Below are 24,621 nucleotides of genomic sequence, written 5' to 3'. Positions count from 1 at the left end.
TTCTCAACTATGATAAAGTATGGATTGTTGAAATATAATAGTATATGAATGATATTGGTTTCAAAGGAAGATGGATGAAATTTCCACACAGTACCGCTACTGTAATTAGGGAGTATTAATTATTTATACCACTGAACTTTTGTTTGGGAAGGTTAATTAATATAATGATCTATAAGTCAGGATACTTACCAATATTAAAAATATCGATACTCTTCGAGTAAAGAGTGATATTCGCCATGACAACTATGCTTTTGTCTATGGTTTTATCAAGAGTATCCTTATATTCATACAAATTATAATATTTAACTGATTATAATTATAATGTTAAAGGAGAATTACAATGAAACATTTTAAAAAAATTACTTCACTTCTATTGAGCGTATTACTTATCCTTAGTCTAGTAGGTTGTAGTAATAGCAAATCTGATAAAAACACTTCTACTGAGAAATCTAATCCACCTCAAAATGAAATTAAAGATTCTCATTATCCAGTAACAATTGAAACTTATAACTTCAAAAAAGAACCTATAAAACTAACTTTTGATAAAGCGCCAGAAAAAGTTTTTGCTGTATATCAAAACTCTATAGAAACCCTTCTTGCTTTAGGTCTTGAAGATAAAATAGTGGCTGCTGCTGGTCTCGACCATCCTGTAAAGGAAGAATATAAAGCTGCTTTTGAAAAAATTAATTATTTAAAGGAATTTACTCCTTCAAAAGAAACTGTGGTTATGTCTGAACCAGACTTCATTGTTGGTTGGTATTCACTTTTTAAGGATAAAAATCTTGGTGATGTATCTTATTGGAATGATAATGGCACTAATACATATATATCTTTAAATAGTGGTATCGCTATAGAAAAAACTATTGATAATGAAATTACTGACATTTTAAACTTAGGAAAAATTTTCAATGTTGAAGATAAAGCACAAGCTCTAGTGAATAAAATTACTGAGTCCGTTGAAAATACTGCTAATTCAGTTAAAAATAAAGATAAACAAAATACTTTAGTTGTAGAATTCTTTGATGATAAAATCAGTACTTATGGAGCTAATACTTTAGCTGGTGATATGATAACAAAACTTGGAGCTAATTTATTAAATCCCGAAGGAAACAGTATTGGCAAAGAAGATTTAATAACTCTTAACCCTGATTGTATATTTGTAGTTTATATGGATAGAGGCGATGAAAACATTCCTCAACAAGAAGTAGATAAAATTTTAAAAGATGAATCTCTTCAAACACTTTCAGCTATTAAAAATAAAAAAGTATATCCTATATCTTTAGGAGAAATGTATTCTAGTGGCATCAGAACTATAGATGGAATAAATACTTTCTCTGAAGGTTTATATGGAACTTTAGGTAAGTAGTAATTATGATGATTAAAAATAAAAATTTATACGGAACTAGATATTCTAATATTTTTAAGAGAATGCCTATTTATATAGGTACTTCTCTTGTTCTTTTAATAATACTTATTCTTTCAATAGGACTAGCTGTTGCTATTGGCTCAGTAAATATATCCATGAAAGAAGTATATGGGATTATTCTTTATAAACTTTTTAATATAGGTGAGCTCTCTACAAGTGCTGCTAAAATAGATGTTATATGGTTGATTAGAATGCCTAGAACAGTTTTAGCTATAGCCGTTGGAATGGGATTATCCGTAATTGGAATTGTAATGCAAGCCATTGTTAAAAACCCGTTAGCCGACCCCTATATTTTAGGAATATCTTCTGGAGCATCCCTTGGGGCTACTTTAGCAATTCTACTCGGCATTGGCGCAAGTTTAGGTAGCAGTTATATTGGAATAATGGGATTTATAGGCGCTTTTTCTATCTCAATGCTAGTTTTAATGCTTTCTAATATAGGTGGAAGAACGAATTCTGTAAAATTACTTCTTTCCGGAATGGCTCTCAGCTCTGTATGTAGTGCATTTTCAAGCTTTATAGTTTATATTACCAATGATTCTCAAGGAATGAAAAATATTAGCTTTTGGCTTATGGGTAGTTTGGCTGGTGCTAATTGGAATGAAATTTCTTTTATACTTCCTATTATTTTTATAGGAACATTATTCTTTATGACCCAATATAGAACTCTAAACCTAATGCTTTTAGGTGATGAAGTATCTGTTACTTTAGGTACTGATTTACATAAATTTAGAATCATTTATTTAATTATTACTTCTTTAATGATTGGTGTAATAGTATATTCCTCAGGTATGATTGGATTTATTGGACTTATAATCCCCCATATAGTTAGAATACTATTTGGTACAGATCATAAAAAAATAATTCCTATAGGCGCTATACTAGGTGCAATATTTCTAATTTGGGCAGATGTACTATCTAGAATTATAATAAAAGGCACCGAGGTTCCAATTGGTATATTAATTTCTATGATAGGTGCACCTTGCTTTGTATGGCTTATGATAAAAAAATCCTATGGATTTGGAGGTAGCAATTAATGCATATTTCAACAGAGAATATAAAAGTTAAAATTGGCGATACTGATATTCTAAAGGGTATTAATATTAATGCTAATAATAAAGAATTCATAGGAATTATTGGACCAAATGGTAGTGGTAAGTCTACCTTATTAAAGTGTATCTATAGAAACTTAAAACCCAATAGTGGCATAATAAAATTAGATGATATTGACTTAAGTAAAATTACAGTAAGAGAAAGCTCTAAAAAATTAGCTGTTCTTTCTCAACATAATAATTATAATTTTGATTTTTCTGTAAAAGATATATTACTCATGGGTAGGTCTCCACATAAAAAATTTTTAGATAGAGATACAAAAGAGGACTACGATATAATTTATGATGCCTTAGATAAAGTAGGAATGGTAAATTTTATAAATAGAAGCTTTTTAACTCTTTCCGGTGGTGAACAACAACGTATTATTCTTGCTAGAGCATTAGCACAACAAACTGAATGTTTGATCTTGGATGAGCCAACTAATCATTTAGATATAAAATATCAAATTCAGCTTATGAGTATTGTAAAAAATCTTAACATAGAAGTAGTGGCTGCAATTCATGATTTAAATATTGCAGCAATGTATTGTGACAAACTTTACGTTTTAAAAGAAGGTATAATCGTTGCTTATGGTACACCTAAAGAAATTCTTACTTCTAAGTTAATTAAAGATGTTTATGGAGTTGATTCAGTGATTATAGAAAATCCTACAACTACTTTATTAAATATTTGTTATAACCCTATGTAACAATAAAGGGTATCTCCAAAACTTGAGATACCCTTTATTTTATCCATAATTTATTTCATTATCATGGTTTAATAAATATTTCTATTTACTTACTTTGAAGTGATTAATTAATTGTGATAAATCATGACAAGATTGTGATAATTCTTCAGAGTGTTGTGCTATACTTCCAAATACAACGCTTTGTTCATCTATAGAAGCACTAACTTCTTCAACGGTAGATGCATTCTGTTGTGCATTATTTGAAATGTCTTCTACTCCACCTAAGATATTTCCACTATAGTTATTAATATCTTCTGTTCTATGACTTGTTTCTCTTATTAATTCAACTATTTCTTGTAACTCATCATTAATAGAATTAAAAGATTGTTCTGTACTTAATACAGCACTTGCAGTTTCTTTGTTTATATCATTAGCATAAAGTATTGCACTTTTCACATTATTAGTTTCTTTATTTATATTAGTTAAAGATTCCTTAATCTTATTTGTTGCATCACTAGATTGCTCTGCTAATTTTCTAACTTCTTCTGCTACCACAGCAAATCCTTTTCCAGCATCTCCAGCTCTGGCTGCTTCTATACTTGCATTAAGGGCTAGTAAGTTAGTTTGATCAGATATATTAGTTATCATATCGATAACCTTATCTATTTCTTGTAGCTTGTAAACTAATCCCTGGAATATGTCATTTACCTTATTAAGTTCAGTAGTGTTTTCATTAATTTTTATATTTAAATTACTTACATTTTCTAAGCCTAATTCCGATGCTGCTGTAGAAGAATTGGATAGTTCATTCATTTTATTGATAATATTATTAATATCTTCAATGGATTCATTAAGTTTTTCTACCTTGTCTACTATGCCTACAATAGTCTCTGCTTGATTTGAGGTATCTCTAGCTATTTCTGCAACTGCAGCATTTATCTCTTCTGTTGAAGCTGTAGTTTCTTCTGATATAGCACTTAGATTTTCACTAGCACTATTGATTTGATATATAGATTTTTGTACATTAGATACTATATTATTAATATCCTTAACCATGCTATTAAAGTTATTAGTTACTTGTCCAATTTCATCCTTCAATTTAGATTTTATATCTACTGTTAAATCACCTTCTGCTACTAACTTTGCTTCCTTGGATAACTTAACTAAAGGATTAGATATTCTTTTTATAAGTATAAACAATATTATAGCTAATACTAGCATCACTACAAAAGTTATAGCCATAGTAAAATTATTAATTTCAATTATACTAGCTTGCATATCTTTCTCACTATATACAGCTCCTACTTTCCAATTGAAGTTTGGTATAGTATAGTAATATACTTCTAAATCTTCCTTACCTTCATTAAATTTATAAGAACCTGATTCTGATTTGAAAATCTCACCAAACATAGGTTGCTCTTTTAGGTTTTCATTAATTAATTTTGGATGGTATAGTGCAACTCCTTCATTGCTAACTAAAAATGCATAACCTTTGTATCCTACATTATGCTCTTTAACATTGTTTAAAGAGTTTTCTAGAGATAAGTCAACAGCTAATACTCCCTTTACTTTTCCATTTTCAACTATAGCTTTTGCTGCTGTAATTACTGGAACATTATTGTCGGCATCAATATATGGTTCTGTCCATATTACATCTTCTGGGCTTCCTGATGCCTCTATATACCATTCTCTTTGGGTTACATCATAGTCTGCTGGCACTTCCCATGTAGGTTCTGCAAGCATACTTTTATCTTGAAATCCTACATATATGCTTAATATCTGTGAGTTAGATTCAGTATAATTCTTAAATAATGATGATACCTCTTCTAAAGCTACAGAATCCTTAAGCACTTCCTTATTAAAAGCACTTTCTTCTCCAATTAATTTTAAATCTTTTTCATACTGTAATAGCTCCTTTTCAAAGGACTTTCCTAATTCCGCTACTACTGTAGTTCCTCTTTCACTTGTATCTTCTTTAAGATTTTGTTTCATTATTATAGTAGTTGTTAATTGAGTTGTTAACATTCCAACTAACACTATGCCTACTATAAACACAGTCATTTTAGTTCCTAAACGCTTAAACTTAAACATAATTCTCCCCCTATAATTAATTCCAGTCTTACATATAAGTCATTGCTTACTCAACACATGCAATTTTACTTTTTATATATTATTTTTTCTACAAGCATATATTTCATATCCATCTCCTTTCTTGGTCTAATTTTAAACTTCTTCAATATTCTATAATATATAACTATATTAAAATTAAATAGTAATCTTATTAATAAAAATATATAATTTATTTGTTTATTAAAGGTTACACAATTATAATCGTATCAACAGAATTATAATAAACACTTTAGTAAAAAAAACATCCTATGTATACGCAAAAAAACTATTAATATGTAGAATATTAACAGTTTTTGTGATATATTAATTATTTTTCCCAAATTTCTTCTATAAGTTTATTTACTTCTTTGTTAGCCTCTTCTATAGCTTCTCTTCTTTCTTCTTCAGTAAAACCTGTTCCATCCACCAATAGTTCCTCAAATTTCTTAATTCCTATATACTTCATTATATCTCTTACATAATCAAGTCCTTTATTAAAAATAGACCTTAACATCCATGGAATAGGTGCCCCTGATGATTGGATATATACCATAGCCCTTGGTTTGTCATTTAATAGTCCTTCCATTTTGTTTTCTGATATTTTTATAGTTTTTCCATCCATAACTATACAATCAATATATTCCTTTAATGGAGCTGGAAAGGAAAGACTCCACATTGGTGCTGCTATTACATATAAGTCAGCTTCTTTGAATTGATCCACAAGTTTTACAATTTTATGAACTTCTTCTTGTTGTTTTTCATTCAACTTACTAAAATCTTCTTCCTTAATCATACAATTTCTTTTTTCAAAGTATTCATACTCAAGTCTAGGTATGTGACACTGATAAAGGTCTAATTCTTCTAGAATAAACTCCTTATGCTTTTCTAAAAATTTATTTACAAATGCTCTACCTACTGTTTTACTAGCAGATAACTCTTCCGGTTTAGAGTTTACAGTTATATACAATAACTTTTTCATAAATTTCACCTCTATAATTATTAATAATGCTATTCTTTGCTTTAAAGCTTAAAATATTCATAACTATTTAGGAGAATATAAAAAAATACAAGGATACTTCAAATATACTTTGAAATATCCCTGTAAACTACATTTTTGATAAGTCAGCAGATGGACCAAACATTTCATAATTTATATAATCCTCTGACACTCCCATTGCGTTTAAGGCATCATATATCATTTTCATAAATCCTAAAGGTCCACAGAAATAAAATTCTTCATCCTTTGATAGATTTTTTTCAATCCATTCCTTAGTTAAATATCCTTCAAATTGATAATCTTCTCCAAGTTTATCATTGTCTAATGGCTTACTATAGAAAAATTCTACGTCTACATTATCATATTTTTTAGCTAAATCCCTTAGCTCATTTTTAAAAGTATGAACATTTGAATTTATAACTGCTTGAATAAATTTTACCTTTCGTCCTTCTTCTATAGCCTTATAAAGCATAGACATCATAGGCGTTATTCCAATTCCACCACTTATAAGCACTAAGGGTTTACTGTTATCCTTTAATATAAATTCACCTAATGGTTCTGTTATTTCTACTTCATCATTTACATTTATATTGTCATGCAGATATCTGGAAATTAATCCTTTATCTTCTCTCTTAACACTTATTCTATAAAAATCTTCTCCTGGCTTCATAGATAAGGAATATTGTCTAACCTCACTAGATTTATCTCCTTCAGTTATTGGTTTTATAGAAATAAATTGTCCAGCTTTATGTGTTTTTAAAACTTTTTTATCTACAGAAGTTAAATAGAAAGATGTAACTACATCGTTTTCTTTCACCTTATTAAGTACTTTAAATTTACTAAATAAATTACTTTCCTTCAATTCTTCAAACATCTCTGATCCCACACCACAGACTGGACAAACAAAACCACTTGGTAATTTTTCACTTTCATATATGTATCCACATACTTTGCAAATAAATTTTTTCATGTTAAATTCCTCCATATATACCCTATATTATAACTGTAATCTTCCTTATAGCTATATACTTATAGTATTACTAACTCACAAATTAGTCAATAATAGCTATTATTAAACAATAATTTCAACATCGCATTCCTTTGCAATATCAGTATATAAATCCAATACTTTATCTGCCTTATAAAAACATGGAAATTTTTTATTATAGTTACCCCATATAGTAAATGGGTATTTTGTGAAATATACAGTACAGAATAGAACTTCTCTAGTACTTAATCTAGTTATAAATGGTATGATGTCTTTTGTTAACCTAAAATAAATTGTGTCTCCATGTAAAGTGTCCTTAATACTTTCCATTATTTCTTTATCTTTTTCTTCCAATACCCCTATTAGTCTTTCTTTATCTTCTTTTTCTAAAGTAGAAAAATATAAATCTACAAAAGAGTTATCCTCACCATTTAATATTATAACTTCCTCCATAAATTTAATTATATTTTCTTCAGCTTCCTCTAAAGTTTTGCTTTTTAACATTGCACTCTTATAATTATTAAATCCTTCATTAATGTTGTTAAATCTTATATTAACTATTTCTTTAAACTTATTCTCATTTACTGGATGTAATAAATTATTCATCTTAATCCCCTTCTATAATATGAGTTTCACTCACAAATAAGTATTATGTAATTATATCTAAAATATATTCATAATAATATGATTATTATATAAGTACTAATTTATAATAGTTTTAATATACTTTATATGAACTCTAAATTTAAATTCTATAGCATTAAGGAGGTGAAAATATGTCAAATATATATACCATTAAATTAAAACCATTAATAATTAGTTTAATACTCAGTTTAGGAACCGGATTTCTCTCTTCACTACTTACAAGAAATAGTAGAGAAGTTTATGCTAATCTTATAAAGCCTGATTTAGCTCCTCCAGCTATTGTCTTTCCAATTGTGTGGACTATTCTTTTTATACTTATGGGTATTTCTGCCTATATAGTTTATGAATCAAATTCTCCATATAAAGAATATAGTCTTAAACTTTATACAGTTCAACTGATAGTCAACTTCTTTTGGTCTATAATATTTTTCAACTTAAATCAATTTACCTTTGCTTTCATTTGGATTTTAGTATTAATAGTATTAGTTTCCTTTATGATATTTAATTTTTATAAGATAAATAAATGTGCTGCATATTTACAGATACCATATCTTTTATGGCTAATATTTGCTGCGTACTTAAATTATAATATAATTCTTTTAAACATTTAAATATATTCAAATTTTAATTGCTACTTGCTACTTGCTACTTGCTACTTGCTACTACTATATTATTTTACATTACATCACTTTGGAACTTATTATGCAAGAACAAATAAGATTAAATATAAATATTTTCTCACAAAACAAGGAATGCCATATAAGAGTATTCCTTATTTTGTATTTTCCATAAGTTTTAAATTAAAAATAAATCCTATGTATTTCTTATTGAAATTCTACTAAAAAATCTCTTTTTATTTTACAAACTTCCACCTAACTGAGAAAATACGATTTCTTTGGTATTGCCATCAAAATCTTTTCTTATAAGCACATCTCTTTCATCACATATATATCTTGCATTTTCCTTTTCTAAAATATCCTTAAGAATTTTATCACACTCCTTAGGAAAGTAAAATTTCATAAGTGGAGCTATTATATTTTTATTACTTGAGAAATCACAATAATTCACATAGTCTCCTCTTAGGGTTATATTACACCAAGTTGAATTTTCCGTAATTAATACATCATAGTGCTTAAGTCCCCTTAAGTCTGAGCTATATATTAGAGAGCCCTGGTAATATTCTTTAAAGGAAAATTTCTCCTTTAAAAATTTAAAGTCTTCTAAAAAATTATCTGTAGAGCCGCCCTCTTTACTATTATATTTATCTGTAACAATTTCAAATTTATCTGAGGCACTTTTTATATAAATATGAGGTCCCTTTACATTTATGGAAAACCCAAAGACCTTTCTCAGTACCTCGAAGGGTATCCCCGTTTTCCCCTCATTATCTATTATTAATTGGTTTAAGGATAAAACTACATATTCATCTCCATTTTTATCTGCCACTAGACCTCGCCCCTAACACTTAATTTAACTATTATCATTTATTTCTATATATAATGTTATATTAAATATTATTTCAATACAATATGAATTATTTAAATTTCAATTAACAAAAAGAAGGGTATAAATTTATCCCTTCTCCTTAACTAGTTATACTCTATATAAAGTTTGGAATTGATAAATATCTTTCTCCAGTATCTGGTAATAAAACAACTATAGTTTTCCCTTCATTTTCTGGCTTAAGAGCTAATTCTGTAGCTGCTTTTAATGCAGCTCCTGAAGATATTCCAACTAACAATCCTTCAGTCTTTGTTAGTTCCTTAATTGTATCAAAAGCATCATCATTAGATACTTTTACGATTTCATCATAAACTTCTTTATTTAAAGTTTCTGGAATAAATCCAGCACCTATTCCTTGAATTTTATGAGGTCCTGCTTTACCCTCTGATAACACAGGTGAATCTTCTGGTTCTACTGCTACAACTGACACATTTGAATTTTTTGACTTTAGGAATTCACCCGTTCCAGTTATAGTCCCCCCTGTTCCAACTCCAGCTACAAAAATATCTACTTCACCATCAGTATCTTCCCAAATTTCTGGTCCTGTAGTTGCTTTATGAATTGCTGGATTAGCTTGATTTACGAATTGTCCAGGAATAAATGAATTTGGAATTTCACCAGCTAACTCTTCAGCCTTAGCTATGGCTCCCTTCATTCCTTTAGCACCTTCAGTTAACACAATCTCAGCTCCATAAGCCTTCATCAAGTTTCTTCTTTCAATACTCATAGTTTCTGGCATCACTAATTTAATTTTATATCCTCTTGCTGATGCCACTGAAGCAAGCCCTATACCAGTATTTCCACTAGTTGGTTCTATAATAACGGAATCTTCATTTAAAATTCCCCTAGCCTCTGCATCATCAATCATTGCCTTTGCAATTCTATCCTTTACACTTCCCGCTGGGTTAAAGTATTCTAATTTTGCAACTATAGTTGCTTTTAAATTATGCTTTTTATTATAATTCGAAAGCTCTAGCAATGGTGTATTTCCTATTAATTCTGTTAAACTCCTATAAATCTTTTTCATGAGTAATTCCTCCCTATATTTTACTAAAATTTAATACTATTTTTTATTTAAAGGTTTTGCAGCTATTCCTACTACAGTTGAATTTTCTTCTGTAGATTGCAGTACTACTGAGTTAGCTCCTATTTTGGTTCCTTTACCAATATATATATTTCCTAGAACCTTAGCACCAGCTCCAATAATTACATCCTCTCCTATAGTTGGATGCCGTTTTCCCTTTTCATTACCCGTTCCACCAAGTGTAACTCCATGATACATAGTTACATTATCTTTAATTTCTGCTGTTTCACCAATTACCACCCCCATTCCATGATCAATAAATAAACCTCTTCCTATTTTAGCTCCTGGATGTATTTCTATGCCTGTAATAAATCTACTGACATTTGAAATAAATCGTGCTAAAAAGAATAATTTTTTTCTATATAAAAAATTAGATATTCTATAAAATATAAGAGACTTTATGTGAGGATATAATAAAAATATCTCAATCCTACTTCTAGCTGCAGGATCTCTTGGAAAAACTGAGTCTATATCATATTTAAGCGATTTTAAAAAGTTCATAATATATTTCCTCCATAAAATTTTCAATTGTAAAACCATAAATCAACAATATACTTATTTTTAATCTAAATAATTAACTTCATACTATCTTTAAGCGATTTTGGAGTTAAAAAAAACGCCTCTAAGATAAACTTAGAGACGGATAATATCCGCGGTTCCACTCTATTTGGTAAAAAAATAACCCCACTCTTCAAGTACTATCATACTCTATTAATATAACGGTTAAAACCGCGATAGCCTACTTAATTCGGTATCGTACTCCAAAGGGCACTTCATATATAATTCTAATAAATATCCTTTCAGCTAATGGATATTCTCTCTGAATCTTCATTAAATACTACTTTCCTTCTTCAATGTATTTGTATATTTAAATTATTATATTTTATTATATGCACATAAATAAAAAATGTCAACTTATTTTATTTATGTACATATATTTTATTATTATTAATTTTTAATAAGATGTAACTTGCTTTATCCCAATACTTTCCTAGCTATGGTTACAGATTCCTTTGCATCTTTAGCATAAAAATCTGCTTTAATCATATTTGCATATTCCTCATTAAGTACCGCTCCACCCACCATAACTACACAATCTGGCTTAGTCCTTTTTAGTTCGAATATGGTTTCTTCCATATTTTTAACAGTAGTAGTCATTAGTGCACTAAGTCCTATTAGCTTAACATTATTTTTAATAACAGCTTCTACTATTTTCTCCTTAGAAACATCTTTTCCTAAATCGATAATCTCATAGTTATAATTCTCCAGAAGTACCTTTACTATATTTTTTCCTATATCATGTATATCACCTTTTACAGTAGCTAATACTATCTTTCCTTTTGAAATCTCAGCATCAGTTCCTTTGCTTAACTTATCTTTTATGACCTTGAAGGATTCTTTTACTGTTTCTGCAGATTGGATTAGTTGTGGAAGAAATATATGTCCATTTTCATATTTTTCTCCTACAATATCTAAGGTAGGAATTATATATTCATTTACAATTTCTAGTGGCTGTTTATTTTCTAATAACTTCACTGTAGCTATTTGGGCTTCTTCTTTAATACCTTTTAATATTATTTTAAATAAATCATCTTGAATATTGTTTACATCTTTTTTTATAGGTGTTTGCTCTTTAGATGTATTTTTATTATATTTTAAATATTCCTTTGCTCCCTTATCTTCATTCCATAAAACTTTAGAGGCTACTATTGTGTCCATGATATCTTTATTTAAGGGATTTATTATAGGTAAATCTAAACCCGCAAATAAACTTGCTGCTAAAAATGTTTTATTTAGAATTTCCCTATTAGGTAATCCAAAAGATACATTGGATACTCCAAGTACAGTCTTTACATTTAACTTCTCTTTTACTAAGGAAAGTGCTTTTAAAGTTTCCTTAACATCTTTCTGTTGGGCAGCAGCTGTTAATGTTAAGCAATCTATATATATGTCTTTTTTATCTATACCATAACTTTCTGCTGTTTTTACTATTTTTTCAGCTATTCTAAATCTTTCTTCCCCACTTGAAGGTATTCCTCTTTCATCTAAAGTAAGCCCCACTACAGCAGCTCCATATTTTTTTACTATAGGTAATATATTTTCTAACACTTTATTTTCTCCATTTACTGAATTAACTATAGCCTTACCATTATAATATCTTAATCCCATTTCTATAGCTTTAGCATTTGTAGAATCTATCTGAAGAGGTACGTCTAATATGGATTGTATTTCTTTAATAACCTTAACCATTATTTCTTCTTCATTTATTTCCGGAAGACCTACATTAACATCTAGAATATGGGCTCCTGCATCAACTTGAGCTATAGCCTCCCTTAGAATATAATCTATATCTCCGTTTCTTAATGCTTCCTTAAATAATTTTTTACCTGTAGGATTTATCCTTTCTCCTATTACTTTGACCTGATCAATAATTACTGCTTTAGTAGGAGTGCATACACCACTTAAAGGACTATATTTCTTGTCTTTTATTTTTACTTTCTTTAAAGCTTTTACTAAACTTTCTATATGTCTATCTGTTGTACCACAGCATCCTCCTATTACTTTTACACCTTTTTCTTTAAACTTTGCTCCGTAAACTGCAAATTCTTCTGGTAAAATATTAAATATCGTATCACCCTTTATAATATTAGGTAATCCTGCATTAGGTTGGACCATTACAGGCACTTTAGATATTTTTAATATTTCATCTATTATAGGTTCTATTTCTTTAGGTCCTAAAGAACAGTTAACTCCAAGAGCATTTACGCCTAACCCTTCTAGTACCATTACCATAGATGTGGCATTGCACCCTGTGAAAGTCCTCTTGTCTGACTCAAAGCTCATTGTACAAAATACTGGCAAATCTGAATTTTCCTTAGCTGCTAATACTGCGGCCTTTGCTTCGTATAAGTCTGTCATGGTTTCTATTAATATTAAATCAACACCACTTTTTACCCCTTGAATAATCTGCCTTTTAAAAATACTATAGGCTTCATCGAAGGTTAAAGTCCCCATGGGCTCTAATAGTTCACCAATGGGACCTATATCTAAAGCTATATATGCTTGTTTATTCTTAGTAGCTATTTTTGCATTTTCTACTGCTGAATGAATTATTTTCTCTACACTAAAATTACTATTTTCAAACTTAATTTCGTTAGCTCCAAAGGTGTTGGTAGTAATAACATTTGCACCAGCTTCAATATAAGCTTTGTGTATTTCAATTATTATTTTTGAATCAGTAATATTTAATATTTCTGGTAATTCACCTAACTGTAATCCACTACTTTGCAACATAGTACCCATAGCACCATCAAAAATTAAAATTCCTTCTTTCAATCTTTCTTCAATTTCCACATCTATCATCCCCTTTTCTAAACATACAATTAGAATATTTATTACACTGTAAACAGCTTATTCTTTTTATGCTATTATTCTCTCTTTTAACAACCCCTACTATGGCTGTAACGGATTTTCTTGGTATTAAAATACTATTAGAGGATGCAGTAAGCCCTATAGATTTTTCTGCACTGAGCATAGCGAGAAATCTTTTTTGTATATCTATGGGTAAATCCCCATATCCAGGACTATACCTAGATGTTAGTGTATTGTTTTCATTTTGTACAACTTCCTCCAACTCTTCACATATTCTATCACATAGTTCTTCTATAGCTGTTGTAGCACAAGCATCTAGTATTAATGCCTTAGTCATGCTTATCTTTTCATAATATCTTATTTTTTCATCTACACTATTTCCTAGAGTTGCAGCCATTAAGATACAGACTTCTGATTTATCCAAGTGCTTTCTAATATCTTCTCCTGCTATACTAAAATTGCTATTTAAAATACATATTCTATCCTTCTCTTTCCTAATGTTAAAGAATTTATATACATATCTAGCTTTAATTAAACTTCTCATTTCATCCATTAATTCATCAATTAAATCATTAGTAACTTTATCTAAAACTTGATTTTTATAGCCTAAATATCTTAAAACCTCATCTTTATTTTGTAGAAATTTATTCATGGGCAAGCTCCACCTCCCTTATTCATTAATTATATATTAAATTACTTGTCTTTTATTTATAGAATTTAGTATTGAGCCAATGCTACTAGTAATTCTTTTAGCTATATATGGATTGTTCATTGTATAAAGATGTATTCCCCTTACACCAGTAGAAACTAAATCTACTATTTGTTCTAATGCATAGGCTATTCCTGCATCCCTCAGTGCATCCTTATCATGCTCATATCTATTTATTATTTTTATGAACTTGGAGGGTAGATTAGCTCCACAAAGAGAAACTATCCTTTCAACTTGTTTTTTATTGGTTACTGGCATAATACCTGCTTGAATAGGTATCTCTATATTACTCTTCTCTACAGAATTTAAAAATTTATAGAAATACTTATTATCAAAGAATAACTGGGAAATTAAATACTCTGCTCCTGCATTCTCCTTTAACTTTAATATTTCAATTTCCCTCTCTATATCTCTACTTTCAATATGTCCTTCAGGATAGCAAGCTGCTGCTATTCCAAATTCCTTGGTTTCCTTTATGTGGTTTATTAGTTCTTGAGAATTATTAAACTCCCCTATTGAGGGATTTCCTTCAGGAACATCTCCCCTCAAAGCTAATATATTTTCGATTCCATTTTCATTCAAATTTTCTAAAATTTCATTTATTTCACTTTTAGTAGAACCTATACACGTTAAATGTGCTAATGCCTCTATACCATATTTATTTTTAACTAAAGATGATAACTCACATGTTCTATTATTATTAACACTTCCACCTGCTCCATAGGTAATGCTAATATAGTCAGGATTCAAACCTTGTAATCCCTCTAAAGTATTGTATACAGTCTCTATTGGCGATGTAAGTTTAGGTGGAAATATTTCAAAAGAAAAAACTACTTCTTTTTCCTTAAATAACTCTTTTATATGCATTTACTATACCCCCTCTTAGAATAATATAATATTTGTTATCTAATAACAGCATAAAACTCATCATTAATGAAGTTTTTAATGTTACTAATAAATTTACTTATTTTCACATAATCTATATCTTTAGAGGTAAATATAATATTTTCACCAGTTTTTATCATTTTATCAACTATTTTTTCTTCTTTAATAAGGTTTAATACCTTCTCATTTAATCCATATTTAGGACTTATTCTTATATAATATATATCTTTAACTAAATCTGTATTATTGCATAATTTATCTTCTTCCTGATTTATTCCACAACTTCCATAATTATTATATATAATATCAAGAACATCACTTACCACAGCATTTGCTGTAGGTAGTTTACCCGCACCTGCACCATAAAATTTCAGCTCTCCTATATCATTCCCAATAATAGACACTAAATTATTAGCATCTTCTATCTTTGCATAAAATGAATCCTTAGACAAAATATTGGGCTCTACAGATAAATAATAATTATTTTCTTTAAATGAAGCCTTTGCTAATAGTTTTACCGTATATCCTAATTCCTTTATTGCCTTTATGTCTACTGACTTAATAGTTCTAATGCCTCTACAGTAAATATCTTCTTCTTTTATCTCTCTTTTAAAAGCTATGGTAGATAAAATTGCTAATTTTCTTCTAACATCATATCCGTCAATATCATCCGTTGGATCCGCTTCCGCATAACCTAACTTTTGAGCAATATCTAGTGCCTGTGAAAAGTCTAGGTTTTCTTTAATCATCTTACTTAATATAAAGTTAGAAGTACCGTTTAATATACTATTTATCTCTTTAATATCATTTAAGGTTACTTGTTGTTTTAAAGGTTTAACAATAGGAACCCCACCTGCCACACTAGCTTCATATAAAAATGCTCTTTTATTTTTATTTGCTAAATCTATAAGTTCCTTCATATGCCTTGCAACCACCGCCTTATTTGCAGTTATAACATGTTTCCCTTTTATTAAAGCATATTTTATATATTCATAAGCTTCTTTTATTCCACCTATTGCTTCTATGACTATATCTATATCTGGATCATCTAAAATAAAATAAGGATTATCTGTTAGTTTATTTTTACACTCCTTTATACTCCTATCCTTATTTATATCTTTAATAAGAATTTTACTTATAGATAGTTCATCACCCACTAATGTTCTAAAAATCCTTTTTCTTTTATATATAATTTCATAAACTCCTGTGCCTACAGTTCCAAATCCTAATAATCCTATATTCATAAAAATATCACTCCTCTTTTAATATAATTAGTTGCATATTTTAACTTTTTACTAAACATTCTCTTACCCAATTTGAGAATAAACGCTGTGAATTACTACTCCAATCTAAGTTAATTTCTTGGCTAGAATCATCACTTGGAAAATAATTTTTAGGTACGCTTATATTAAATCCACTTTTTATATCTCTTTCATATTCCTTTTTTAAAGTACAGCTCTCATACTCAGGATGTCCTGTAATATAAATTTGTTTTTTATCTCTAGTGCTTACTATATAGATACCTGATTCTTCTGATTCGCATAGGACTTCTAATTCTTTTATTTTTTCTATATCCTGTTTTCTAACTCTCCCATATCTTGAATGAGGAACTATAAATCCATCACTAAGCTCTTTTAATAGAGGCTCCTTTTTATTTACAATTACATGAGGAAAAACTCCGAAGATCTTTTCTGTTGTTACACATTTATTTATTCCAAAATTGTGATATAATCCTGCTATTGTTGCCCAACATATATATAATGTAGACTTAACCTTTTTATTAGAATAATCAATTACTCTCTGTAGTTCCTTCCAGTATTCGATATCATTAAAATCTAAAAATTCTAAGGGAGCTCCCGTAATAATAGCCCCGTCATAATTACTATTTGCTACCTGACTTATGGATTTATAATGTTTCTCTAAATAGGTTTTATCTGTATTTCGTGGTGTGTGGGTTTTCATATACAAGAAATCTACCTTTATACTTGTATTCATATTGCCAAATATACTTAAAAACTGAAATTCTGTTTCACACTTTTTAGGCATTAAATTTACAATTAAAATACGTATCACATCTGAATGGTAACTGTGAGAAGCATCTTCTATTTGGATTCCATGTTCAATTAACTTATTTACTGATAAAAGATTTTTATCTATTATTAAGGACATTCCATCACCATTCCTTTAAAACTGCTTTTTTAAGAGCTTGATCTATATCTTCTATAAGGTCATCCACATCTTCTATTCCAATAGAAAGTCTTATCATATCTGATGTAACTCCGGCATTTAATTGTTCTTTTTCATTTAATTGAGCATGAGTAGTACTTGCTGGGTGTATTACAAGAGATTTTGCATCTGCAACATTAGCAAGATGAGAAAATATGCTAAGTGATTCAATAAATCTTACTCCTTCCTTTACTCCACCTTTTATCCCAAATGTAAATATGGAACCAACACCCTTTGGAAAATACTTTTGTGAAAGAGCATAATATTTATTACCTTCTAAACTAGGATAATTTACCCATGATACAAGTGGATGTTGTTGTAAAAACTCCGTAATCTTTTTAGCATTTGACACATGTCTTTCTACTCTCAATGAAAGAGTCTCCAGTCCTTGTAAAAATAAAAATGAGTTGAAAGGACTTAAGGATGCTCCTGTATCTCTTAAAATTTGCACTCTAGCTTTTACAATATAAGCTGCTGCTCCTATATCTTTTGCATATACTATACCGTTATAACTAGAATCTGGTTTGTTAAACTCAGGGAATCTCGGGTTATTCAACCATTGGAATTTTCCAGAATCTACAATTATTCCACCTATTGAAGTTCCATGTCCCCCTATAAACTTTGTTGCAGAATGAACTACAATATCAGCTCCATGTTCTATTGGACGTATAAGGTATGGTGTCCCGAATGTATTATCTACAATTAGTGGTATATTGTGCTCATGAGCAATGTTGGCTACCTCTTCAATATCAATAAGATTCATCCCTGGATTTCCTATAGTTTCCAAATAAATAGCCTTAGTTTTGTTATTTATAGACTTTCTAAAATTTTCTATGATATCTGGATTTACAAATACGGTTTTAATACCTAATTTAGTAAGAGTTGTAGATAAAAGATTGTATGTGCCTCCATATAAAGTGCTAGCTGCAACTATTTCATCTCCTGCTCCTGCTATATTAATTATTGCGTATGTGATTGCAGCAGAACCAGATGCAACTGCAAGAGCACCCACACCCCCTTCTAAAGCTGCCACTCTTTTTTCAAAAACATCCGTTGTTGGATTCATTATTCTAGTGTAAATATTTCCTTCTTCCTTTAAAGCAAATAGATTAGCTCCATGGTCAACGCTATTAAAAACATAGGATGTAGTCTGGTATATGGGAACTGCTCTAGAGCCTGTTGCACTATCTACTTCCTGACCTCCATGAACTTGTAATGTATCAAATTTAAATTTTCTTTCTCCCATTTTAATCTCTCCTTAAAATATTTTATTAGATAACATAAAATCCCCTTTCATCTAAATCTAAATAATCTAGATGAAAGGGGATTTACATACAAGGGTACCCATGTTATAGCTCCCTCTCATCTTTCTCTAAATTTGTAAAATTAGAGTAGGAATTGGCACCTTTTCAGACAAATGGGTCTGAAGGTTGCCGAGGTTTCATAGGGCCTATCCCTCCACCTCTCTTGATAAGAGTTTCATTATTAAATTTTAAATAGTATAATTTCTAAAAACAATTTGAAAACAAAAAACCTCTTTCGCTGAAAGAGGTTTTAACAATCGTCTTCTTATCTTTCAGCTCATACTGTAGGATTTAGCACCATATATGTAGATGAACACATTGGTTGCTGGGTTTCATAGGGCCTATCCCTCCACCTCTCTTGATAAGTATTATATTACATATCATTATAATGACTATGAATATCTATGTCAATAGCTTTTTTATTTAATAGCTAATTAAACCATAGAGTATTAAAGTAAATACTATATATCCATAGATTTAATAAGGAGACTTGATTCTTTTGCCATATTTAACCTTAAATAATTAAGTCTGTTATTTGATTACCTATAAATTAGTATGCTATAATAAGCTCACTACATTTAAAATAAGGGGGAATATAAGAATGGACGGGAGCCCCAGTGGCAGTTTTATTCTAATCTTTTTACTAATCTTAATAAATGCTTTCTTTGCATCTGCAGAGATGGCAATTGTATCTTTAAACAAAACTAAACTAAATCTTTTAGCGGATGAAGGTAATAAGAAGGCCTTACTTCTTCAAAAAATTTTAAAGGATCCTAATAATTTCTTATCTACTATCCAAGTAGGAATTACCTTTGCAGGTTTCTTTGCATCTGCTTCAGCAGCTACATCTATTTCTGTAGGCTTTTCAGATACACTATCTGGATTTGGTATACCATACAGTGATAAAATAGCTCTAGTTGCAATAACCTTGCTTATATCTTATCTAACGTTAGTTCTAGGAGAACTAGTTCCAAAGAGAATAGCTCTTCAAAATTCAGAGAAGGTAGCTATGTTTTCTATAAAAGCTATAGTTCTTATAGCTAAATTTACTAAACCTTTCGTATGGTTTTTATCTTGCTCCACTAATCTTATAATGAAACTCTTTGGAATTAAGACAGATGGTATGGAAGATCAGGTTTCAAGAGAAGAAATCAGAAGTCTTATTGAAATTGGCCAAGAACAGGGCGCTATTAATAAGATAGAACGTGAGATGATTGATGGTATAATTGAGTTTGATGACACCATGGCTAAAGAAATTATGACACCAAGAACAGAGGCTTATCTACTAGAAGTAAATGATTCCATTAAAGACAACATAAGTTATATCCTGAGTGAAAGTTTTTCTAGAATACCTGTCTATGATAAGGACTTTGATAATATTGTAGGCGTGCTTTATATGAAAGATATATTTGCAAGCATAGTAGAAAAGGGCATAGATAATATTTCTATTAAAGATATAATGAAAAAACCTTATTTTGTTCCTGAGACAAATTCTATTGATAATTTATTCAGAGAACTTCAGACAAATAGGAATCACATGGCTATATTAATAGATGAATATGGTGGATTTTCAGGTATTGTTACCATAGAAGACATTATTGAAGAAGTAATGGGAGAAATTTGTGATGAATATGATGATGAACAACCTGAAATAGAAAAAGTAGATGAGGAAAACTATATAGTTAGTGGATTACTTACTCTATCTGATTTGAATGATTTTTTAAATCTCTCTTTAGATTCAGAGGTTGCAGATACCATAGGTGGTTTATTCCTTGAAACCTTTGGAACTTTCCCTAAGGACACAAATAACCATCAAGTTCAAATAGATAATGTAACCCTAAAACTTTTAGCCTTAGATGATAGAAGAATAGATAAGATTCATCTTATAATAAATAAAAGCAACAGCATTGAATTTTAATTTAAAGTAAATAATTAAATTGAATATAAATTTGGCTATCTAAAAGAACTAATACCATTAAATAAATTTACACTTATATTGCTAAGTGCAAATTTATTTTTATAGTATTAGATAATTATTTGAAGATAGCCTTTTTTATTAATTATTCAAACTGAGAATTATATAATTGACTATAAAAACCCTTTTGTTTTAATAACTCCACATGATTTCCTTGTTCAACTATATTCCCATTATTAACCACTAGAATATGATCTGCATTCCTTATGGTAGAAAGCCTATGTGCAATTACAAAGCAGGTTTTATCCTTCATTAAGTTTCTCATGGCTTGCTGAATTTGAACTTCTGTTCTAGTATCAACATTAGAAGTTGCTTCATCTAAAATAAGCATCTTTGCATCCAAAAGCATAGCCCTTGCTATGGTTAGCAATTGTTTTTGTCCTTTAGATACATTAGCTCCATCATCAGTAATTACTGTATCATAACCCTTAGGAAGTCTTTTTATATATGAATGAATTTTAGCTGCCTTAGCTGCTTCTACAACATCTTCCATAGTTGCATTTTCATTGCCATAAGCAATATTTTCAAATATACTTCCTTCAAATAGCCATGTATCTTGAAGTACCATAGCATAAGCTTTTCTTAAACTCTTACGTGTAACCTGTGATATTGAATTTTCATCTACCTTAATATCCCCTTCATTAACATCATAGAATCGCATGAGAAGATTAATTAAAGTAGTTTTTCCTGCCCCTGTAGGGCCTACTATAGCAATCATACTTCCAGCAGGTACATTCATACTAAGATTCTTAAGAATAATCTTATTCTTATTATATCCAAAGGAAATATTCTCTACCTTCACATTTCCTTCCATATCCACAAGCTCTTTAGCTCCTTCCTTATCTGCTAGCTCCGATAGCTCATCCATTAATTGAAAAATTCTTTCAGCAGCAGAAAGGGACGATTGAAATTCTCCCATGATATTAGCCGCTTCATTAATAGGTCCTGAAAATTTTCTAGAATACAGTACAAAGGAAGATATGTTTCCTAAAGTCATTTGTCCAAAAAGATACATAATAGCACCAAAAATACTGATAAGAGTTAGTGATAAATTATTCATAAAGTTAACTGAAGGACCAACCATAGAACCATAATAATCAGCACGATAATAAGCATTTACTGCTTCTTCATTTTTACTTGCAAATTTTTTCTTTGTGTTATCTTCTTGATGATAAGCCTTTAAAGTCTTTTGACCTGATACAAACTCCTCTACCATTCCATTAAGTTCCCCTAATTTTCTTGAACGATTACGAAACATTGGTCTTGTTACCCTAGTTATTCTTTTAGTAAGTATAATAGACATAGGAACTGTAAATACAAATACTAAAACTAACTTTTCAGATATCATAACCATAGACCCAAAGGATATAATCACAGTAATTATACTTGAGCAAATGCTCACTAAATCAGATGTTAAGGTAGAATTTAAAGTATCCACATCATAGGAAATTTTGCTTATGATATCTCCTGTTGCATGGGTATCAAAATATCCTACTGGAAGAGATAATAATCTATCAAATAAATCTTTTCTTAGTCTATAGGATATTCTCTTGCTAATTTCTAGCATAAGTACTGATAAAATATAAGCTAAAATAGAAGATAAAATGTAGAATCCAATCATAAGTCCACAGTAATAATATATCTTAGAAAAATTTACTGCCCCTCTTCCAACATTAATATTATCTATAGCATAACCTGATAACATTGGACCGATTAAGGCAAATACGTTAGAACCTATGGATAATATAATTGCTATGATAATTAATATCTTGTATTCAAATAAATAGGACATTACTCTTTTTAATGTATTCTTTTTTCTATCCTTCATAAATTAAAAATGTCCTCCTTTTTACTTTGATTTCCATAACTTATTCTCCCATCTGAGACTTATCAATTTCTTTATATACATCACAACTTTCAATAAGTTCTTCATGAGTTCCATACCCTACAACATAACCATCTTCTAATACACAGATGTGGTCTGCATTAAAAATTGAACTAATTCTTTGAGCAATCATTATAGTTGTAGTATCTTTAAAATGTTCTGTAAGATTTTTTCTTAGTACAGCGTCTGTCTTATAATCTAAAGCACTAGAAGAATCATCTAAAATTAATATTTCTGGGTGTGCTGCTATGGCTCTGGCTATAAGCATTCTTTGTTTTTGTCCACCACTTAAATCTGCACCTCTTACTGCAACTTTAGTATTAAAGCCTTCTGCCTTGCCTTCAATAAACTCAGTTGCCTTAGCATAATCTGCTGCTGATCTTATATCACTATTCTCTAGAGTTCTTCCAAACCTAATGTTTTCATAAATTGTATCCGTGCTTATAAAATCGTTTTGAAATACCACTCCAAACTTTTCTCTTAATTTTTTCATATTAATAGATCTAATATCTTGTCCATTTATATAAATAGAACCCTGATCTACATCATAAAATCTCATTAATAATTTAATTAAAGTAGATTTTCCTGAGCCTGTAGCCCCTATAATACCTAGAGTTTCACCTTTTTTAACTCCAAAGGTTATATTACTCACATTTTCTTCTTTATGATTATAAGAAAAAGAGACATTTCTAAATTCAATAGCATAATCTGTATTTATAATTGGTATGTTCCTAATTGGTAATTCTTCTTTCTCATTTAGTATTTCGGTAATACGCTTTGCGGAAGCACTTGCTTTGGAGTAATTAGTAAATACTCTAGAAATAAATAAAAGGGAATTTAATATTAAAGTTACATATGTTAAAAATGCAATTATTGCTCCTGGTTTAATGGCTCCACTATTTACTCTGTAAGCTCCAGCCAAAATAACAAATACTGTCCCCACATTTAAGCAAAGATTCATTACTGGATTTAGTATAGCCATAACCATACCACTCTTCTTTTCTTGAATTACTGTAGCATCATTGCGAGCATTAAATCTTTCCTTCTCATGTTCTTCCTTTGATAAAGCCTTAATTACACGAATTCCTGTAACATCTTCACGAACTACACGTACAAAATCATCTACTTTTTTCTGAACAATTGAATACATAGGGATACCTACTTTTGATATGTACATAATAGTGATAAAAATAATAGGCATTACTGAAATCATTACTAAAGTTAGTAATGGATCTAATGTCAATGTTATAATTATTCCACCAATAAGCATTATTGGAGCCCTAATACCTAGTCTTTGCATCATTCCCACCATCTGATGGATGTTATAAGTATCCGTGGTAGCTCTAGAAATTAAAGAAGGTAGTGTAAAAGCATCCACTTGTCTATCAGAAAGACATATCATTTTAGAGAATAAATCATTTCTAACTCGCTCTGTGGTATCTCTCGCCACCTTTGAAGCCATTCTGTTAGCTAATATATTGAAAGTTACTGCACAAATGGCACATAAAAGCATAATTCCACCCCAAATTAAAATTAGAGATACCTGCTTTAATGGAATAATTTCATCAATCATATAAGACAAAATCCATGGAATTGCTAGTTCTACAATAGTTCCAGTAAACTTTATTGAAAATCCTATAAGCATGTTTACTCTATAAGGTTTTAAATACTTAAATATTTGCTTCATAATATTCCACCTTTAAGATATAATATATTTCGTTTTCCTAAATATA

The 24,621-nt window shown here is 29.6% G+C and carries 20 protein-coding genes, 3 riboswitches and 1 other annotated feature; of the genes, 5 read left to right on the top strand and 15 right to left on the bottom strand.

Annotation, left to right across the window (positions count from 1 at the left end):
• Positions 1–38 precede the first annotated feature (38 nt).
• Positions 39–207: riboswitch (cobalamin riboswitch) on the top strand.
• A gap of 133 nt (positions 208–340) precedes the next feature.
• Genes B3086_RS02965 through B3086_RS02955 form a run of 3 tightly spaced genes read left to right on the top strand, consistent with a single transcriptional unit; the run spans position 341 to position 3,227 of the window.
• Complete coding sequence (locus B3086_RS02965) at positions 341–1,366, top strand: ABC transporter substrate-binding protein (protein ID WP_346847573.1); 1,026 nt, start codon at positions 341–343, stop codon at positions 1,364–1,366.
• A gap of 8 nt (positions 1,367–1,374) precedes the next feature.
• Positions 1,375–2,463: a FecCD family ABC transporter permease gene (locus B3086_RS02960; RefSeq protein WP_346879654.1), complete on the top strand. Its 1,089-nt coding sequence runs from the start codon at positions 1,375–1,377 to the stop codon at positions 2,461–2,463.
• Positions 2,463–3,227 carry an ABC transporter ATP-binding protein gene (locus B3086_RS02955; protein ID WP_035132043.1) on the top strand — a complete coding sequence of 255 codons (765 nt, stop codon included), beginning with the start codon at positions 2,463–2,465 and terminating at the stop codon, positions 3,225–3,227. The genes B3086_RS02960 and B3086_RS02955 overlap by 1 nt, the downstream gene beginning before the upstream one ends.
• Positions 3,228–3,308: 81 nt before the next feature.
• Here the strand turns inward: B3086_RS02955 and B3086_RS02950 are convergent, their stop codons facing one another.
• The 4 genes from B3086_RS02950 to B3086_RS02930 form a co-directional block, all read right to left on the bottom strand.
• A complete protein-coding gene (locus B3086_RS02950) occupies positions 3,309–5,297 on the bottom strand; it encodes a methyl-accepting chemotaxis protein (protein ID WP_346847575.1) in 1,989 nt (662 codons plus the stop codon).
• A 346-nt stretch (positions 5,298–5,643) separates the two neighbouring features.
• Positions 5,644–6,294 (bottom strand): FMN-dependent NADH-azoreductase, encoded by a 651-nt coding sequence (locus B3086_RS02945; RefSeq protein WP_346878208.1) that lies wholly within the window; start codon positions 6,292–6,294, stop codon positions 5,644–5,646.
• 127 nt (positions 6,295–6,421) lie between these two features.
• Positions 6,422–7,282: a rubredoxin-like domain-containing protein gene (locus B3086_RS02940; protein ID WP_414632267.1), complete on the bottom strand. Its 861-nt coding sequence runs from the start codon at positions 7,280–7,282 to the stop codon at positions 6,422–6,424.
• 102 nt (positions 7,283–7,384) lie between these two features.
• Positions 7,385–7,906, bottom strand: coding sequence for a hypothetical protein (locus B3086_RS02930; RefSeq protein ID WP_346878207.1), 522 nt, complete (start codon positions 7,904–7,906; stop codon positions 7,385–7,387).
• Between the two features lie 170 nt (positions 7,907–8,076).
• On the opposite strand from B3086_RS02930, the gene B3086_RS02925 reads away from it, so the two are divergent.
• Complete coding sequence (locus tag B3086_RS02925) at positions 8,077–8,556, top strand: TspO/MBR family protein (RefSeq protein ID WP_346847579.1); 480 nt, start codon at positions 8,077–8,079, stop codon at positions 8,554–8,556.
• Between the two features lie 247 nt (positions 8,557–8,803).
• Here the strand turns inward: B3086_RS02925 and B3086_RS02920 are convergent, their stop codons facing one another.
• The 9 genes from B3086_RS02920 to B3086_RS02880 all read right to left on the bottom strand — a co-directional run bounded on the left by B3086_RS02920 (position 8,804) and on the right by B3086_RS02880 (position 18,970).
• Entirely contained in the window at positions 8,804–9,391 is a 588-nt protein-coding gene (locus B3086_RS02920; protein WP_346878206.1) for a hypothetical protein, read from the bottom strand.
• Positions 9,392–9,545: 154 nt separating this feature from the next.
• The gene (gene cysK, locus B3086_RS02915; RefSeq protein WP_346870825.1) at positions 9,546–10,475 is read right to left on the bottom strand and encodes a cysteine synthase A; all 930 of its coding nucleotides are present in this window, start codon (positions 10,473–10,475) and stop codon (positions 9,546–9,548) included.
• A gap of 36 nt (positions 10,476–10,511) precedes the next feature.
• Positions 10,512–11,033, bottom strand: coding sequence for a serine O-acetyltransferase EpsC (epsC, locus tag B3086_RS02910; protein WP_346847582.1), 522 nt, complete (start codon positions 11,031–11,033; stop codon positions 10,512–10,514).
• Between the two features lie 131 nt (positions 11,034–11,164).
• Positions 11,165–11,396, bottom strand: a binding site (T-box leader).
• A gap of 111 nt (positions 11,397–11,507) precedes the next feature.
• Complete coding sequence (locus B3086_RS02905) at positions 11,508–13,886, bottom strand: homocysteine S-methyltransferase family protein (RefSeq protein WP_346847583.1); 2,379 nt, start codon at positions 13,884–13,886, stop codon at positions 11,508–11,510.
• Complete coding sequence (locus B3086_RS02900) at positions 13,876–14,556, bottom strand: methionine synthase (protein WP_346847584.1); 681 nt, start codon at positions 14,554–14,556, stop codon at positions 13,876–13,878. The genes B3086_RS02905 and B3086_RS02900 overlap by 11 nt, the downstream gene beginning before the upstream one ends.
• A 36-nt stretch (positions 14,557–14,592) precedes the next feature.
• Positions 14,593–15,480, bottom strand: coding sequence for a methylenetetrahydrofolate reductase [NAD(P)H] (gene metF, locus B3086_RS02895; RefSeq protein WP_346847585.1), 888 nt, complete (start codon positions 15,478–15,480; stop codon positions 14,593–14,595).
• A gap of 35 nt (positions 15,481–15,515) precedes the next feature.
• A complete protein-coding gene (locus tag B3086_RS02890; RefSeq protein ID WP_346892764.1) occupies positions 15,516–16,742 on the bottom strand; it encodes a homoserine dehydrogenase in 1,227 nt (408 codons plus the stop codon).
• 40 nt (positions 16,743–16,782) lie between these two features.
• Positions 16,783–17,667: a homoserine O-succinyltransferase gene (locus B3086_RS02885; RefSeq protein WP_346878203.1), complete on the bottom strand. Its 885-nt coding sequence runs from the start codon at positions 17,665–17,667 to the stop codon at positions 16,783–16,785.
• Positions 17,668–17,671: 4 nt separating this feature from the next.
• A complete protein-coding gene (locus B3086_RS02880; RefSeq protein ID WP_346892762.1) occupies positions 17,672–18,970 on the bottom strand; it encodes an O-acetylhomoserine aminocarboxypropyltransferase/cysteine synthase family protein in 1,299 nt (432 codons plus the stop codon).
• A gap of 113 nt (positions 18,971–19,083) precedes the next feature.
• Positions 19,084–19,201: riboswitch (SAM riboswitch) on the bottom strand.
• A gap of 89 nt (positions 19,202–19,290) precedes the next feature.
• Positions 19,291–19,396: riboswitch (SAM riboswitch) on the bottom strand.
• Between the two features lie 233 nt (positions 19,397–19,629).
• Between B3086_RS02880 and B3086_RS02875 the strand changes: the two genes are divergently transcribed.
• On the top strand, positions 19,630–20,946 hold the full coding sequence (locus tag B3086_RS02875) for a hemolysin family protein (RefSeq protein WP_346847589.1): 1,317 nt from the start codon (positions 19,630–19,632) through the stop codon (positions 20,944–20,946).
• A gap of 142 nt (positions 20,947–21,088) precedes the next feature.
• On the opposite strand, the gene B3086_RS02870 is transcribed toward B3086_RS02875, so the two are convergent.
• Both B3086_RS02870 and B3086_RS02865 read right to left on the bottom strand, forming a co-directional pair.
• The gene (locus B3086_RS02870; protein ID WP_346876610.1) at positions 21,089–22,831 is read right to left on the bottom strand and encodes an ABC transporter ATP-binding protein; all 1,743 of its coding nucleotides are present in this window, start codon (positions 22,829–22,831) and stop codon (positions 21,089–21,091) included.
• Positions 22,832–22,871: 40 nt separating this feature from the next.
• A complete protein-coding gene (locus tag B3086_RS02865; protein ID WP_346892760.1) occupies positions 22,872–24,575 on the bottom strand; it encodes an ABC transporter ATP-binding protein in 1,704 nt (567 codons plus the stop codon).
• Positions 24,576–24,621 lie beyond the last annotated feature (46 nt).

Origin of the sequence: Clostridium sp. UBA871, from assembly GCF_002295255.1 — a bacterium.
GTDB lineage: Bacteria > Bacillota > Clostridia > Clostridiales > Clostridiaceae > Clostridium_J > Clostridium_J sulfidigenes.
Note: the sequence above shows the minus strand (reverse complement) of the source record. Positions and strands in the feature narration are given on the sequence as shown.

Bases quoted from the DNA above. Each gene is read 5' to 3' on its own strand.
- B3086_RS02925 (WP_346847579.1), top strand. From the start codon at position 8,077: ATGTCAAATATATATACCATTAAATTAAAACCATTAATAATTAGTTTA.
- B3086_RS02885 (WP_346878203.1), bottom strand. From the start codon at position 17,667: ATGTCCTTAATAATAGATAAAAATCTTTTATCAGTAAATAAGTTAATT.
- cysK (WP_346870825.1), bottom strand. From the start codon at position 10,475: ATGAAAAAGATTTATAGGAGTTTAACAGAATTAATAGGAAATACACCA.
- B3086_RS02940 (WP_414632267.1), bottom strand. From the start codon at position 7,282: ATGAAAAAATTTATTTGCAAAGTATGTGGATACATATATGAAAGTGAA.
- B3086_RS02875 (WP_346847589.1), top strand. From the start codon at position 19,630: ATGGACGGGAGCCCCAGTGGCAGTTTTATTCTAATCTTTTTACTAATC.
- B3086_RS02865 (WP_346892760.1), bottom strand. From the start codon at position 24,575: ATGAAGCAAATATTTAAGTATTTAAAACCTTATAGAGTAAACATGCTT.
- B3086_RS02955 (WP_035132043.1), top strand. From the start codon at position 2,463: ATGCATATTTCAACAGAGAATATAAAAGTTAAAATTGGCGATACTGAT.
- B3086_RS02965 (WP_346847573.1), top strand. From the start codon at position 341: ATGAAACATTTTAAAAAAATTACTTCACTTCTATTGAGCGTATTACTT.
- B3086_RS02870 (WP_346876610.1), bottom strand. From the start codon at position 22,831: ATGAAGGATAGAAAAAAGAATACATTAAAAAGAGTAATGTCCTATTTA.
- B3086_RS02960 (WP_346879654.1), top strand. From the start codon at position 1,375: ATGATTAAAAATAAAAATTTATACGGAACTAGATATTCTAATATTTTT.
- B3086_RS02950 (WP_346847575.1), bottom strand. From the start codon at position 5,297: ATGTTTAAGTTTAAGCGTTTAGGAACTAAAATGACTGTGTTTATAGTA.
- B3086_RS02890 (WP_346892764.1), bottom strand. From the start codon at position 16,742: ATGAATATAGGATTATTAGGATTTGGAACTGTAGGCACAGGAGTTTAT.
- epsC (WP_346847582.1), bottom strand. From the start codon at position 11,033: ATGAACTTTTTAAAATCGCTTAAATATGATATAGACTCAGTTTTTCCA.
- B3086_RS02930 (WP_346878207.1), bottom strand. From the start codon at position 7,906: ATGAATAATTTATTACATCCAGTAAATGAGAATAAGTTTAAAGAAATA.
- metF (WP_346847585.1), bottom strand. From the start codon at position 15,480: ATGCATATAAAAGAGTTATTTAAGGAAAAAGAAGTAGTTTTTTCTTTT.
- B3086_RS02900 (WP_346847584.1), bottom strand. From the start codon at position 14,556: ATGAATAAATTTCTACAAAATAAAGATGAGGTTTTAAGATATTTAGGC.
- B3086_RS02880 (WP_346892762.1), bottom strand. From the start codon at position 18,970: ATGGGAGAAAGAAAATTTAAATTTGATACATTACAAGTTCATGGAGGT.
- B3086_RS02945 (WP_346878208.1), bottom strand. From the start codon at position 6,294: ATGAAAAAGTTATTGTATATAACTGTAAACTCTAAACCGGAAGAGTTA.